General features: G+C 52.8%; 6 protein-coding genes. All 6 read left to right on the top strand.

Going from position 1 to position 15,730, the window contains the following annotated elements:
- Nucleotides 1–566 precede the first annotated feature (566 nt).
- The 6 genes from HBN61_RS17195 (at nucleotide 567) to HBN61_RS17170 (ending at nucleotide 15,730) form a co-directional block, all read left to right on the top strand.
- Complete coding sequence (locus HBN61_RS17195) at nucleotides 567–1,685, top strand: ATP-binding cassette domain-containing protein (protein WP_346266463.1); 1,119 nt, start codon at nucleotides 567–569, stop codon at nucleotides 1,683–1,685.
- A 46-nt stretch (nucleotides 1,686–1,731) separates the two neighbouring features.
- Nucleotides 1,732–2,613, top strand: a complete 882-nt coding sequence (locus HBN61_RS17190; protein WP_170047333.1) for an HNH endonuclease — start codon at nucleotides 1,732–1,734, stop codon at nucleotides 2,611–2,613.
- Between the two features lie 852 nt (nucleotides 2,614–3,465).
- Nucleotides 3,466–6,339, top strand: coding sequence for a Tc toxin subunit A (locus HBN61_RS17185; RefSeq protein ID WP_170047331.1), 2,874 nt, complete (start codon nucleotides 3,466–3,468; stop codon nucleotides 6,337–6,339).
- A 39-nt stretch (nucleotides 6,340–6,378) separates the two neighbouring features.
- Entirely contained in the window at nucleotides 6,379–9,681 is a 3,303-nt protein-coding gene (locus HBN61_RS17180; protein WP_170047330.1) for a neuraminidase-like domain-containing protein, read from the top strand.
- Entirely contained in the window at nucleotides 9,678–11,216 is a 1,539-nt protein-coding gene (locus HBN61_RS17175; protein ID WP_170047328.1) for a Tc toxin subunit A-related protein, read from the top strand. Before HBN61_RS17180 ends, HBN61_RS17175 begins: the two co-directional genes overlap by 4 nt.
- Nucleotides 11,213–15,730 (top strand): SpvB/TcaC N-terminal domain-containing protein, encoded by a 4,518-nt coding sequence (locus HBN61_RS17170; RefSeq protein WP_170047326.1) that lies wholly within the window; start codon nucleotides 11,213–11,215, stop codon nucleotides 15,728–15,730. Before HBN61_RS17175 ends, HBN61_RS17170 begins: the two co-directional genes overlap by 4 nt.

The raw sequence follows: 15,730 nt of genomic DNA, 5'->3' as shown, positions 1-15,730 counted from the left end.
AACACGGAGAACCGGTCGAAAAAGCTCTCCGTACATGATTTTTCGGTCACTTTTCGTCCAATGACGCTGTAGGTGCCTGGAAAATTGCAACTTGCCGCGGCTGCACGACAAGTTGATCGGAGCATCCCTAACGGTATGATCCCCAAAGAATTGTTATTTTCTTGTATTTACAACTGCACACTCTAGGAGAGAACGTGCTTACATCATTTAAAGTTAAAGGCATTACTGTTCCGCTCCTACCATCTCCGAACCTTGGCCCGGAGAGCAGCAGCTTATTCGCCGCTGACTCAATGACGCTACTCGTTGGCCCGAATGGGAGCGGAAAGACTAGGGTAATGATGGGGCTGGCATCAATATTAGCGAGGAAAGGCGCAGCCGGTAGATCTACTTCAGGCGCTTCTTGGGATAATGAGGTGGATCCAGATTCGACCTGCGCAGTCTATTACACGCCCGTGCCGTACCACATAGTCCCTCCCCGGAATGGTGATCGCTTTCGCTTCATCCAGACCAGTCTGAGCTCTACATCGCGACCAATGCCTTCAGAGCACGAGGAAATCATAAGTCGATTGAAAACAGAGTTTGAGCTGGAAGCTCCAAAAATATTATCGCTTCCGGAGATCGATGAGTATGACTTTAATAAAGTACTGACACAAGTTTTAGCAGTTCGTACAGGAATATTGGATCAGTGGATTGAGCCATTTCGAGCGGCTGCAAAGGAGTTGCGGCAAGATAAGAGATTATCCGATGGCACTCTGGATTGGGGGCATATCGAGAAGAACAGAAAGAAAAGGGAAGTTTTGGCTGGTGAGTTTGCAAAACAACTCCGTGAAAAGATTGGCCCTGAATTTATACTAGCAATTCGGGCATTCGCTTATGCAAGCTCGCTGCGCGCGGTTTCAGATACTGCTAAAAGCCAGCTTCTGGGAGCTTTAGGATTTTCCCTTAGGACTCCACCAGTAAAGAAAGCGACAGTGCCAAAGAAAAATTTTGATAGCACTCTAGCTAAGCTCAGAATAGTAGCCCATATAGTTAACGATCCACAGCTATCCAAAAATACTTACCAGCTTGATAGCAAGCAAAGTGATCAATTGAATTCGTTAGAGCTAGGAAAAGTTGGCCAAGTAAGTCTCACCCAATTAAGCTCGGGCGCTGCAACGTTGATACATCAGTTTGCCAGCATTGATATGGCCTGCGGGCAGCTCTTAGCAAACCAACAGTTTACAAATCTAGTACTGATAATCGATGAGGGCGATGCATTCCTCCATCTGGCGTGGCAGCAACGATATATAGATTATCTAGATAAGACAGTCGCACGTCTGAAAAAGAAATTTAAGATTGTGCAGGTTTTAGTGGCCACCCACTCACCAGTTCTCATGTCTGATTTTCCACGCGACTGCATCTATCTCTTAGACGGTAAGAACTGGATAGAGGATTTGCTAGAAAATGCGACCCCATCGAAACCTGCTGAGTCTTTTGGCGCACCTTTGGATGCGGTAGTCCGGCATGTCGGACAGGCAGGGACAATGGGAGTGTTTTCAGCTCGCATAATTAAAGGAGTAGTAGAGGAAATCCTTGCAGGACGCTCAGTCTCCAGCGAGCGAATAGAGATGATTGGGGATCCTATTATTCGTCGGCAACTCCATAAGAAACTACAAGAGATCGGGCTGTCAGGGGTATCAATATAAAATGCAAATAAACATATCTGATATATGGTCGGACGCCACTAAAGAAATGCATAAGTCTTTCTTTTGTGACGTACTATCCAGAGGATTTCCAAATCAAAACCCATTAATGAGTTTTCTTTTGTTTGGATATGGAGAACTGCTAGCAACTTCACGCCCAGATACTCTAAGAAAAGTAGTTCAGAACATCGAGAGTGCCAAGGTCGCGTTCTCTAAGGCCATTCGTGACGAATTCCACGAAGCATGTAAAAAACTGTTCGATTATGATCGCTTTGCACAAAAAAGCACAGCATCTTGGAATGCATATAAACTATGCATGACATCTAAATACACTATGTGCCCTTACTGCCAGCAAAGTCTGGCCGTAACAATTTATCGGGACAAAAAAAACAAGGCCCTGCGTCCTACTCTTGATCATTTTTATCCAAAACACAAGTACCCTTATCTCGCATTGTCACTCTACAACCTGGTTCCTAGCTGCCACCCCTGCAATAGCTCCCTAGAAAGCACGGCAAATTTTTATGAAAAGGAACATCTCCATCCTTACGAAGATGCCGAGGCGATCCAGTACAGCTTAGACCTAGAGGCATATATTAAACATCGCGAACTGGGCTTAAGCACGCCTCTACCAAAAGTCACAATAAGTAAGCTAGCTAAAGCTCATTCGCTTTATGAAAAGGCTCAGCGCTCAATGCAAACCTTTGTAACAGAAGACCGTTTAGCTATATCCGAAGCAGAACTGACTAGATTTGTTGACGCCTTGATAATCTACAGCCCTGAAAAGCTTAATGAGATCAATAGTTCAGTTTTCTCGAAAACTGCATGGTTGCTTACGCCTGACATTGCGCTGAGCTTCAACCGCTCGAATTATAAAAACGAATGGCTCGGCGCGATCAAACGAGACTTATATGATCTCGGCTGGAGGATCTAAGGAGATAACTTGTCAAGTTTCAGCCCTTTAGCGCCAGCCACTTATGTTGCAATGGCTGGCGCTTCGACAGAAGCGCAGGGGAACCGCCCCAATTTCATGAAGTCCATCAGTTTCCGGCGACGCGTAGGAAACAACGTCAGTGGAGCTTTCTTCACAGCCCCCCCTAACTCGCTGCTGAAAGTCAGAAACGGCTTGGAACAGACTTTTAGCGTCTAACCGTAGCCGTTTGATCTCTGAATCGGCGAGCTTCGCTGCCTGAGCTTCGTGATAGCGCTTCATGGCGCCGATAGCCAGACTCATGAGTGGATTGTCCGGCTCCAAGATTGTGATGGATGCTCGCAAGGCGTGGCGCCTTTCCTTTTTCATAGACGCAACAGAGTGGTGGAAAAGCTAATAAAAAAGAATTGAACCGGTTCAACACGATCTCACCTTGCCAGAATCTCACTTTCTTTTGAAGACGATCATCAGTCGTAGGCAACCAGGATGGAGCAGAATCGACTGAAAGGTCGATCGTGAACGTATTCTGGCAAACACGCATTTCGCTTTTTTTGTTCAGGTTATTGCTTTTAAAGGACTTAATGGCACGGTGAACATATGACATCGCCCACTTGTTAAATCACGTATCAGGAAGTCTTTCCGCTGTGCAGGTTTCTTGCCCGGGTCCGGTGATTAGCACTCCACGATCCTTCTGCTGCGCCTTACACGGTGCTGACAGCTTCATTGAATCCCTTACTTAATTAACGATCAGTCTGAGGAATCAGAACGGTGCTGCCTGACCGAGCGCTTTAAACGTCGATGTTAGCTTCAGGTCGCGCTGTGGATCCCCCGCAGAGCCTCCTGGAATTTATTGATATGTCAGATACGACCGACGCTACTCCCCATAATCAGCCTACGGATTTACTGCTTTCACTCGCGGGAATTCCAGGTCTCTCAGCCAGCAGCAAGGAACGCTTTAAGGCCAAAATGGCAGGCGCCAACCTGCTTTCAATTTTCGACGTTGTCCGACTTTCCAAGATGGAGTTCGCCGAAGTCTTGAATGATATTGGCGAGAAAGAATCGGGTCAGATATACGACCAGGCGCTCAGCCATGTTGTGCAACTGGAGTTTCTCCATCGTGAGCAACGCGATTTACTCTCAGACGAAGAACGAGCCCAAGGTGCTGCTGCAACGGCGTCACAACATGGCGCTACCTATACGTCATTGTTCCCTCAAGATTGGAATAATGTCTGCACACCTGAATCGTTAGCTGCAATCGATTCGCCAGCGGCCTACCTTCGCGCACTCTATATGTTTGCCCGGGAGCTGGAGAATACCGGCAAGGGTCAATTGCCGAAGACACGCTTGGCCCAACGCCGCCCCTCATTGATGAGCATGACGGTTGATGCACAGGCGGTGAATGAGCAAGTTCCGTTGCTGAACCTTGTGAACGAATTGCTGCATGGCGATATCCGCAAACACCTTATTGACAATAAAGATGTGTACAGAAGTGACGTCGTTGAAGAGGCGCTGGCGGAGCAGTATTACCCGCTGCAATTACCCTTCTCTCTTTCCCATCAACAATGCTTGTTGGGGTTGGGGGGGGATAAACCCATGTTGGGTGAGTTGAGCTATGCAATTAGTCTGACCCTTCCCCTCAGTCAACAACCAAGCACCGTGTATGGAAAAGTTCAGCAGGAAAGCTATGAAGCCCAACGATTACTGGCAGCGCTTAGTCCGCAGCAGCAATCGTTGATCACGGCAGAGATGGCCAATGACGATACGCCCCAGGGAAGAAACAGATTGGCAAGAACGTGTTTGGGAAGTGAGTTTGAATTATTAAAATCGCTTCCCCATTTTATGGCGCAAACAGAACTTGACGACGAACACATGCAGGCGCTGTTCTGTTTGGGTAACTTTACCCCCCTGCTCTCGCCGCATGTAGTAACGCCTTTGACAGCAGTGCCCGCCAGGGTGGGGATAGATATCAAAGACAAGGACACCGCACCGGTTATTGATTTTGTTAATGTTGAACAGCTTGATCGATTGCAGCGCATTATTCGTTTGCAACGCTGGACGAACATCCCTTACACGGAAGTCAAAACCTTCGTGCACTGTGTAGCAAGTGCCGGTGCTGAAGTAAACACCTTTACCATAAACGACAATACGCTTCGGGCCTTGGGCGTTTACCGATATTTGAGCCAGCGTTACACCGTGTCCGTTGAGGAGTTTTCAGCCATGGTGCATCACCTGTCGGTGCATCGTGTCGGGCAGGCACCTGCCTTGTATGACCGGGTCTATAACAGTGACCGTCTGTTCAATGATGCGCTGACATTGGACGGCAGCCTCTTCAAACTTGATGCGCGTGACGACTCGGATTTAATCGCTGTACATAAGGTCTGCGCCAGTTTAGGTGTTCTCAATACCCCCACTTCATTCGGCGCCATGTCCCAGCGTATACAACAGTATTTGACGCCGAAAAAAGACCTCGCGACGTTCAGTAGTTTCTATCGACAGGCCCGTCTGGCGCGATTGTTCGGACTTTCTGTGCTGGACATGTATCAGCTGGCCGAGTTATTGGGCGGCACTGATTATATCAAGCAACTGGTTTCTCCCTCATTGCGGGCAAGTGGAAGTAATGCGCCCGCTGATTTCCTGGATGTGCTCATGCAAATGGATTGGGCCGTCCAGTGGTTCAGTGACGCCGGCACATCGCTTCAGACAGTGCGTCGTCAACTGTTACTGGACGCCGTAGAGGCAGAAAATGGCGCCCATGCCTACCTACAACCATTTATAGAACACTTGAGTGCGCTGGAAACATACGCGTTGCCCGACGAATCATTCCCTACGCTGTCTCAGGGAGAGGAAGAAGAGTTAAAAAAACTGAGATTCACTAAAAGTCATGTGCTGATTAAAACAATTCTGAAGACCTACCCAGTGCTGCCTGAAACTGCAGATCTTGAACGGCTGCATAAAATGCTTAAAAAGTCAGTCAAGAGTTATCTCACTCCCCTGAATCAGGATAAAGACCAAGACAAGGTAGTCGAGCGAATCACTTCAATCCTTTCGCCTTATTTAACCTCCGCTTACACGCAGTTATTGCCCTGGAATAAACAGCTGGTCAGCACGTTCAGTGAGCATTCAACCACGATAGAGTCTTCGTTGATCATTGATAAAAGGATTAAAAACGCCATTCAGAGCATGGCGGTTGCGCTGGGGCAAAAAGACAGCAAAAAAGCCCTTAAACACAATGTGTTAGTGGCGCCGAACGCGAGCAGTTTATTAGCCTTGAGCGTGCGTTCGGACGCGTTGCAAACCTTTGTGCTGCATCCGCACTGGCTCGACTCCAGTAATGGCGCTGAAAATTTTCTGAAGCTGTCCTTGAATACCCTGTACTTATTGCAGCAGTTTCAGTCCCTGCTGGTTCATTACCGCTTAAATGAATCCGACCTGTTAAATTATTTAAAGCGGGTGAATGACAAGAGTGCGGACAATGAAGCCGAGTTGATTGTGCACCTCAGCGGCTTATTGGGCTGGAGCGCGAGCGAAATAACGGCTTTGCTGAAAAATACTGCGTATACCCGCGTTCAATCCATTACCCAACTGGATTGGGTTGCCCGCTGTCACCGCGCCTGCCAGCGTACCGGCTTGTCTGCGTCTGTTTTATTGACTGTTACCAATCTCAACTCTCATATCCCGGGCCCTCAATGGACGCAGGTGGGTGAAGCCGTCATGGCGGTTCATGCCTGAGTTGTCTGTATCCATTAGCGTGTCGCACAAGGAATTATCATGACTCCCCTCATCAGTCAGCAGCTCAACGAACAATTACGCGACGCCATGTTGGCGTTTTATCTGCATGTGTTTAATCCGCTGCACAGCCATGACCCCGCTGCTCAGAATGCACCGCGTGCATCACTGGATGATTTATACGGCTATTGGTTACTGGATGTGCAAGTCAGTCAGTCAGTGATCACCAGTCGGGTGGCGAGTGCTATTGGCAGCCTGCAGCAATACATCAACAGCATTGCGTCAGGCTTCGAACCGGGTTACGACCTGCTCGCCATGACACCGTCCCAGCGCATGCGTTGGGAAACTAACTTGCACAGTTACTCGGTTTGGCACGCGCATCAACAATTGCGCTACTTCCCTTCTAACTTTCTCAATCCTGTGCTCCGGCTGGACAAAACAGAAAGTTTTCAGCAACTTGAAAATGATATTAATCAGCCTAACTTGCAACCTGATCATATTCGCTCTGCGGTCAACCGCTATTTAGGTCGCGTAGAAGAGGTCGCTCAGTTGCAGGTCATCAATGGTTATATTGATGGATCGTCCAAGGCCATGGCGGACAGCCATTATTACCTGGTCGGCAAGTCCAATGGAGAAAATACCTTTTATTGGCGGACGCTGGATATGGCCAAGCAAAGTGCGTTGCCGCTCACGGACGCTCACCCGACGCTTCCTGCCAGTTATTCAGTGCCTACAGCGTGGACGGACTGGAGAAAAATCCCTATTCCCGCTTCTTTTGATATTCCGGTGCAAAGTATTCGCCCCGTTTACTTCAATGATCGTCTATTTGTTGTCTGGGCACAGTGCACGCAGCCTCTAGTGGGGCACGACGGGCCTTCGACCTCACCTGCGAACCTGGACATTTTTAACCCTGAGCATTTACAGCACTTCATGAAGCGTTACGTGCGCATGCGCCTGCATTATGCGTACTTGAAAATTGATGGCAGCTGGAGCTGTCCGCACGTGTGCATCGACGAGTATGCGATCCATAAAGGGCTTAATGAATTATCAGGGGATGCGTTGAATGCCACCGTTACCACGGTTGCGGTGGTGGATCCGCATACGTCTCCTGCCTCGCTGTATTTTGGGCTGACGGCTACTGCTCCCGGTCGTTCAGACGCCACCTCAACGTTGACGCGCAGTAAGTTCAGCTTCTCCCATGCCGTACGTCTCGATAATCAACTCAATGTTCACCACCTGCAATCAACGTATTCCTTAACAAGTGAGTTGGTCATATTCCCCAATAACATTGCGCAACAAGCCTCGCGCTACCTGGATATTTTTGCAAAACATAATCAGCGCCGCTTCGGATTCAAAGCACCCAGTATTAATACGGTCGATATAAAAATCGATAATCCGACAGCGCACCACCCCGGCACTGACAGATGGGATTTTCAAGGGACTCAAAAGAATATTGCTGATGCTCAGGCACCGGTGAAAGCCACGTTTAATAAAACCACCTCCAGCCTGGAAATCACATCGGCCGTCGACAGGCACTTCCCATCATTCAAAAGTGTTGAATTGGTCGTCCAGCAAAGCGAATACTGGTTCTTCTTAAAATTCACCGTCCTGTGGACAACGCGGGCGGGAGGCGCAACCATCGCCTTGGACAGTGATTCCTACCTGAACTTGCACCACCCACAACCGTCGCGCCTGCTCCACGATGTTTTAAGTCTCGAATTAACGTGCAATAAGACGGGCACGGTGTTTCGTGATTTTATTAAGCACGCTAACAAGCCGCTCGACAGCGAGGGCTTAATCGTCAAACCCTTTGGCCAGACGTTGTTTTCAGAAATGTATAACCTCAAGGGTTTTAGTCTGTCTACCGAGGTGTTCGATTATTTATTTCAAACCCCGGACACCACCTATTCTGCGAAGTTAGCGGTCAACGCCGTATCGCGAAGTACTGACACAGCAATCGACAGCCGCGAACTGTTGCTGGAGAAGGTTAAGTTGTCGCGTCTGGAGCGGGTGTATAAGCAAGTCATTATGACCCTGGACGCTCACGATAAAGATCAGGTCGTTCAGTACCCGGTTAATATTCATATTTCAAACACTCACTTGGTGGGCGATAGCCAAGTATTGCGGCGTAATCTTGAAGGTGGCACACCGGAACTCATTGCAGGCCAGACCTTCAGCGCGTCACTTGGCTTAACGGCTGAGCGCCTCAACGACTACATCAGCCATGCAAAAAAAATCCCCATTATTCATGGGGTGCTGATCAGGGAGCAGAACATAGATGACATGCGCTTCACGATTTTGGGCTATGCGCTCAAAGCGTATGAAATCATCTTAAACGAGAACAATGTGGCCGACATTCCGATGGCCCCCTTCATCGATCGCCAGGAATCGTACACACGGGGCATCGCTGAATTCATCAACTTTAGCGGTTCTACGATTGCTCTCTCCAATGGGGCCGTCACACTACCGCGCGCGCCTATCCGCCTTAATACGACGCTGGGTGACAAGCTCATACCGGCAGCCTCTGCCGGCATGGATACCCTCTTCGCTTTATCACATACGCACCGCGAGCCGCCGCTGACAGGTGCAACCGGCCATCAACCGCTCGACTTTCATGGCGCCGTCGGCAAGTACCATTGGGAGTTATTTCTCTACCTTCCCTGGCTTATTGCCCATCGCTTGAACCTTGAACAACGTTATGGCGAGGCCGAGGCATGGCTTAATTATCTATTTGATCCAAGCCGCAAATCCAAAGGTGCGTCCTCCGCGTCCGACTATTGGGGTTTATCCGTATTAACCGCGGGCCATACGGAAATGAGTTATGTCCTTGATAACCCTCAAGACCCCAATCAAATCGCACTCAGTGCCCCCATTCATTTTCGGCGTGCATTGTATGCGTTGTATGTCGATATCCTGGTTAATCGGGGCGACGCGGCGTATCGCCAGGCAACACCCGAGAGTTTGAACGAAGCCAAACTGTGGTATGTACGTGCCAAATCCCTGCTCGGGGCTAAACCGACCCTGCGCCTTATGGATCCATGGACGTCCATTGGTCTTGATACCTTCACCACGCAAACCGATGATCACCTGCGCGTCAATGAACGCAAGGCCTTGCGACCGGACTCGGGGTTGCCGCTGGTCTCGAACCACCTGCGCGCCGCACAACGTTCCCACCGGGCTAACGACTCGCAGTATCTGTGTGTGCCGCTGAACAGCACGTTACTGGCGCGCTGGGACAAAGTAGAAGCGCGTTTGCACAATCTGCGTCAGCACTTGGACATCACCGGCAAGCCACTACGGGTATCGCTCTGTACGCCACCCCTGCTTCGCCTCAACACCTCTTGAGCCTGTATGCCAGCCAGCGCATACCGGGAGACGCCGTTTCCGCCCGTCGACAACCGGCGCATGCCGGGCATTACAAGTTTCAGGTGATGCATGCCTTGGCGATGGCAGCCGTAGACAACGTTGTGCAGCTAGGCAGCACCTTGCTGTCGATTATTGAACGCAAGGCACAAGCCGAACAGGTTGAGTTGCAACAGCAGCAGGTGTGGCAGATGGCAGGCTTGTCGCTGGAGCAGCAAGCGCAGAGTCTGATCATTGATGAAAAAAATGAAGCGGCCTTGCAGGCGGGTCAAGAAATTGTAGAAGGACGAATAGCGCACCTGGAACGTCTGATTAAAGACGGCGTCAGCCCCAACGAACAGCAGGCTACCCAGGAACTGCAGGCCAGTGCCGCGCTGGAAAGTGTGGCATATGGCCTGCAAGGTGCTGCCGGCCTGGCCATGCTGGCCCCCAACATTTTTGGCACCTCAACAGGCGGTTGGCGGCTTGAGGGGGCGTTCTACGCGGCACAGGCAGGCGTGCAATTGCTCGCCAATGAAAAGCGTGCCAATGCCACTCACCTCGATCGTAATGAGGCATTCAATCGCCGCACTCAGGAGTGGGAGCACACATTGGCTCAGTCGCGTCTCGAACTGGCGCAAGTGAAGGCTCAACTGCGCGTCCAGCGTGAGCAGGCCAACAGCAGTCGACTGCAATATGCGTCGGCAGAAATGGCGCTCAGGCAGGCAAGGTTGATGTTTGATCTGCTGGAAAAACGATTCACCACGTCGCAACTCTATCAATGGCTCAATACGCAGTTTTCGTCGTTCTATTTGCAAGCCTACGACATGGCCCTTTCCTTGTGCCTGGACGCTCAGGCCTGTTGGCATTACGAGCGGGCGGAGTCGGATCGCACGTTTGTGCATGCCGCGCAGTGGAACAGTCATCGCAGCGGGCTAAGTGCGGGTGAAGGGCTCAAACTCAGCCTCATCAACATGCAAGCGGCCTACTTTCACAACCATGCGAGGCCGATGGAAATCACCAAAACCATTTCCCTCAGGCAGTTGAAAGCCAAAGACCCTAACGCCACGCGCAATGCTGCCTGGGACGAACTCAGTGCGTCCCTGAAAAAAACAGGGATTGTTGAGTTTGAACTGACTAAGGCGTTGTTCGATGCCGATTACCCGGAACACTATCTGCGACGCATCAAAAGTATCAGCGTGACACTGCCTGCAACGCTGAGCCCTTATGAAGATATTCGCGCCACGCTGACGCAAACCCATCACACGATTCATACGCCGGATAAAGGCGAGTTCGAATACTCAAGCCATCGCATCAATGAACAAATCGCCCTGTCGACGGGGTTGAACGACAGCGGGTTATTTACCCTGAACTTTGATGGCGGAGATCGATACCTGCCCTTCGAATTCACCGGTGCCGTCTCAGGGTGGAGGCTTTCGTTCCCTAACCCGAGTGCCCAGCAAGCGATGTTGAACTCACTGACGGACATCATCATTCATGTGCGTTATGTTGCCAAAAGCGCAGGAGCACAGGCATGACGACCCCTCCCGAGCACACTGTGGCGGACGCGTTTACACCGTCGTTGCCCAAGGGCGGCGGCGCCATTCAGAGTATCGGCACCGGCTGGGGTGCTGTCGGCATGACAGGCGAGTCGTCTTTCAGTGTCCCCCTGCCCATTTCACCGGGGCGCGGGTTTACCCCTTCATTGAGCTTGAATTACAGCAGCGCGCTGGGTAATGGCCCGTTTGGCATCGGTTGGGCCGCCTCCCCCGGCAGCATCCGGCGTAACACCCAGACCGGAGTACCACGGTATACGGCCGCGGATGAGTTTCTCGGGCCTTCGGGCATGGAGCTGCGCGCCGAAAAAAATCAGCAGGGGGGGATTCAGACCACCACCATTCAACAGTTCAACGGTTTGCCACTCGACACGGCGTATCGCGTGACGCGCTATTTTCCACGGGTGGAATCAACCTTCGACCGGGTTGAACACTGGACGTGCAGCGCTGACCCCGCCGGGTTCTGGCTGATACACAGTGCTGATGGCAATCTACATGTATTCGGTAAAACCCCTGGCGCACGCTGCGCTGATCCTCACACGCCACACCACGTCGCACAGTGGCTGCTGGAAGAAAGCCTGACCCCTTCAGGTGAGCAGATTTACTACCAATACAAGCAAGAACAGACCACTGCGGACACGGCCCCGGTGCGTGATTTCAGTGCCCAGCGTTATCTCCAACGTGTGTGTTATGGCAACCGCCAACCCCGTACCCATCTGGCGTTATGGACTGCGCCGTCCCTGGCACCTCTTCAGTGGCACTTTGAGCTGCTGTTTGATTATGGCGAGCGCACCACCGACCTGACTCAAACCCCGAGTTATGCGGAACGCGCAGTCTGGCAGGAGCGCCCCGACCCTTACTTTAACTACGCGTATGGCTTTGAGCTGGGCAGCCGGCGGCTGTGCCAGCAAATCCTGATGTTTCATTACTTCCCCGATGAAACAGCCATGGGGGCCGAGCCCGTGTTGGTGCGTCGCTTATTGCTTGAATACGGGACCAGCGAACACCGAGGCAGTTTTCTCAATGCTGTTCACAGTCAGGCCTTTGATGCGTCGGGGGTGGCCAGTCATTGGCCACCTGTCGAATTCAGCTACAGCCCGTTTACGCTTTCAAACACGCCAGCCCAGTACGCGGCGTTCGACGCGTTACAGGGCCCGGGCGACGGGCAGCACTATCAATTGGTGGATTTGTATTGCGATGGCATGCCAGGCGTTCTGTACAGCCAGGACAGGCTTTGGCACTACCGCGAACCTGTCAGGGACCCTGCCGGGCTCACCACCGATGCGGTGTCTTATGGGCCTCTGCAAACGTTACCGGAGATGCCGGTGGCCACTGATCGCGAATCGCTGCGCCAAACCCTGGCTGACCTCAATGGCGATGGGCAATTGGAGTGGATCATTGCGCAGCCCGCCCTGGGCGGATTTTTTACGCTAAACGCCCGTCGGCGCTGGTCGAGTTTTGCGCCGTTCGCGGCGCTGCCGACAGAGTTCTTTCACCCCCAGGGGCAGTTGGCAGACTTGATGGGCAATGGCGTGCCCGACCTGTCCTTGATCGGCCCTCGGAGTGTCCGGTTGTATATCAATCAGCCTGAGGACGGTTTTGAGCCGGGGCAGGATGTGGCGCATGACGCGGACGACGATGATGGGTTGCCTGTGCTGAGCCGCTCCCCCGGTACGGAGGTGGTGGCCTTCAGCGATATTCTGGGCAGCGGGCAGCAGCATTTGATCCGCATTCGTCACCATGAAATCAAGTGCTGGCCGAATTTGGGCAACGGCCGTTTCGGCAAAGGGTTTGTGTTTGCCACCCTGCCCTTCAGTTATGCCGAATTTGACGCCTCACGGGTATTGCTTGCGGATCTGGACGGCTCCGGCGCGACCGATGTGCTGTACCTTCAGTCCGAGCACGCATTGATTTTCATGAACTTGTTCGGCACGGGCCTCGCGCCTTCGCCCACTCAGTTACCGTGGCCACAAAACCTTCGCTATGACCGTTCATGCACGGTCAGCACCGCCGACCTTCAGGGATTGGGCTGTTCGAGCCTGATCGTGACGATGCCGCACGCGACGCCGCCTCATTGGCGCTATGACTTTGTTCAGGCCAAGCCGTATTTGTTGGTCAGTACCGACAACAACATGGGCGCCAGCGGCTCACTCACTTACCGCAGCAGTGCCCAAGAGTGGCTGGATGAAAAGCACCAGCGCGCCCTGGAGCGTCGACCTGCCATCTGCGGCGTCCCGTTTGCGTTGCATTTGGTGACCCGGCAACAGCAGACGGACGCCATCAGCGGTAATCGCCTGACCCAGCAGGTGAAGTACCGAGAAGGCTTCTATAACAGCGTGGAGCGCAAGTTTCAGGGGTTTGGCTTTTTGCTGGAGACGGATACAGAGGTGTCGGGCAGTGACACACCGGACAACCGCCACACGCAAACATTGCTGCGCAAAAGCTGGTTTCACACGGGCAAGGCCACCGACATGCTGCGGCGCGACTATTTCAACCTCGATACCCGCGCTCAGCCGTTGGGCTACACGCTTATCAGTCGCCTACAGCCGGGTGACACCGACGATACGTTGATCGCTGAGGCGGTGACGCCCGCTCACCGCCAGGACATCAATTACGCCCTCAGTGGTTCGCTGATGCGCCAGGAAATTTTCGCGGCCCGCGATCCGGCGCCTACTGCCGTGCCGTATTCAGTCAGTCAGAACCGGTTTCTGGTGCGTCAGGTCAATGGGCGGTCATCGGTGTTGCCCTTGTTGCTGGAGTCCATCAGCTACCGGTATGAGCGCGAACCCGAGGACCCGGGCTGCCAGCACACCCTCAATTTGCGCTGGGACACGTTTGGCGGGTTGACGCATAGCGTCACCGTGCATTACGCCCGTCGTAAAAACCCTCAAGACAGTCCGCCGTTCAGCGAGCCTCATCACATCCAGTGGTGGCAGGACACCCACGATCCGGCGCAGCAGACGTATTACCTGACAGAGTCGCGGGCTCAGTACATACACCTTGATCAGTCGCAACGCTGGCGGTTGCACCTGCCCTATCGCCAGCGCGCCAATGCACTGGTGTTGGCAAAAGGCACCACAGCCCACACATTGGCCCCTGACCGGATCAGCTACGAGCGGTTTATCGATCAAAGCGCCCAAAGTCCGTTGGGCGCAGATGCACAACGGACACTGGGCGGGTTGTCGACGCAGTATTACCAAGACGTGCAAACAGCTTCGCCCTATCCCTTGGGTACGGCAGATTTTCTGGCATTACCGGACCACACCGAAACTGCCGAGCTGGATGAACAGGCCCTTAAGGCGTATGAGAATCTGCCCGATTTGCCGGGTGCCGAGCCATTTAATCTGACGCAGGCCCTGACGGCGGCTCACTATCATCCAGCCTCAACGTTCTTGCCAGACAATGCGGCCCCGATCAGCCTGTGGTCGATCAAAAAAAACCTTACGCAGTACCGCTCGGCTCAAGGTTTTTACCGGGCACGCAGTGTGCGGCCTACCGAAAGCCATGGCGTCACCACGTTGGAGCACGATCCGTATTACTGCCACATTGCCAAGGTTCAAACCGCCGATGGCTGCACCACCCGCGCGGTGTATGACTACCGGTTGCAGCTGCCAGTACGCGTCACCGATCCCCAGGGCACGGAGCAGCACGCCCGTTATGACGCTTTCGGGCACTTGCAGGTCAGTAGCTATTTTGGTCAGGAGCAAGGCGTGCCGGTGGGGTTTGCGCCGTTGTCGCAATACCGTCGACCAGCGGATGACAGCCCTGACAGCGCGATCAAATCCCCTCAAGCAGCGCTTAACAAAGCCGCCAGCGCCAGCTTCTATACCCCCTTCAGTTGGATGGGGCAGATCGCTGTGCCGGCCCTGCGTCCTGAATGGGTGGCCCAGGGGTATGTCCTGCCCAGCGGGCATATTCGCGCCAGGGCACGTCAGGCCACGCTGAACCTGGGCGATGAGAGCCAGCGGCAGTTAAGTGAACTGATTCAGCGCGCGCGACGCGAACCTGTGCATGCCGTGGTGTTGCAAGCCGATCGTTACCCGTCCGCGACGGAGCCTCAGGAGGCGCTCATTAGGATCAGCCTGACCTGCAGCGATGGATTTGGACGCAGCTTGCAAACCAAGCAATTGGCGCCGGGGGGCATGGCCTATAGCGTAAATGACAACGGCGCGCTAAACGTTGACACGGACGGCAAGCCGGTCAGTGAGTACAGCGAAACCCGCTGGCGAGTCAGCAGCCGGGTGGAGTACAACAACAAAGGGCTGGCCATTCGCAACTATCGCCCTTACTTCGCGAATCACCATCGCTATATAAACGATGCGTCGTTGCGCGTGAGCGGTTACAGCGATCAAGTGTTTTATGACGCGTTAGGGCGCGCCACTCATACGCTGAATGCGCGTGGGGATTTAAGCCGTCAGACGTATTGCACCTGGTACACCATCACTGAGGACGAAAACGACACCTACGGACTGGAGCAGGACCTTCCTGCCGATTGA

The sequence above is a fragment of the Pseudomonas sp. WS 5071 genome, from assembly GCF_012985765.1.
In the GTDB taxonomy this organism is placed as follows: domain Bacteria; phylum Pseudomonadota; class Gammaproteobacteria; order Pseudomonadales; family Pseudomonadaceae; genus Aquipseudomonas; species Aquipseudomonas lundensis_A.
Note: the sequence above shows the minus strand (reverse complement) of the source record. Positions and strands in the feature narration are given on the sequence as shown.

Coding starts and splice junctions, on each gene's coding strand:
- HBN61_RS17190 (WP_170047333.1), top strand. CDS start 1,732: ATGCATAAGTCTTTCTTTTGTGACGTACTATCCAGAGGATTTCCAAAT.
- HBN61_RS17170 (WP_170047326.1), top strand. CDS start 11,213: ATGACGACCCCTCCCGAGCACACTGTGGCGGACGCGTTTACACCGTCG.
- HBN61_RS17185 (WP_170047331.1), top strand. CDS start 3,466: ATGTCAGATACGACCGACGCTACTCCCCATAATCAGCCTACGGATTTA.
- HBN61_RS17180 (WP_170047330.1), top strand. CDS start 6,379: ATGACTCCCCTCATCAGTCAGCAGCTCAACGAACAATTACGCGACGCC.